Annotated in this window: 1 protein-coding gene; it reads right to left on the bottom strand. The window is 36.1% G+C overall.

Going from position 1 to position 551, the window contains the following annotated elements; translation table 11 throughout:
- The coding region (locus ACS8FC_RS20095) for a glycosyltransferase (protein ID WP_439298083.1) at positions 1–551 on the bottom strand (551 nt) is incomplete at both ends.

A 551-nucleotide genomic window follows, 5' to 3' on the forward strand; every position in this document is an offset into this window, starting at 1 on the left:
TTTCTATCTAAATGAGGAAACTCTAGGTATACATCATTCTTATTAATGGTTTTATGCCACTCGGTCCATTGTTCTTTGTAAAATTTTCTAGAGGGTGATATACCTGTAGATTTTGAAACACCATGAATCGGGTGGTTGGTTAAGCTAGTAGGTTCATCTAAACAAATCATACTCAATGCTTCATAGTTCTTAAATTCATCACCAATAACTATTTTTGCACGGCTAATAATTTCACTGTCGGCACCAAAGCGAGCACAGTCCCAACCACCTAATGTGTGTTTTAGAAAATTAGCTTCAAACATGCAGGTAATAGATGCTATTCGCAATATACCATCATGGCAAAAGGTACTTATTTTATACATCCTTAAGAAACCATTTTCTTCCATACGGATCATACGAGTTATACTGGCTCTAGGCAGATTATCCTCTGATTGAATGAATCTTATATGTTTTTCTAACCTTTGTGGATGCGCCCAATCATCAGCATCATGACCAGTAATGTAATCGCCAGTTGCAATTTTTAAGCCTAGATTTTTTGATACGTAAGCTCC

This window comes from Psychrobacter sp. 1Y4 (assembly GCF_051847555.1).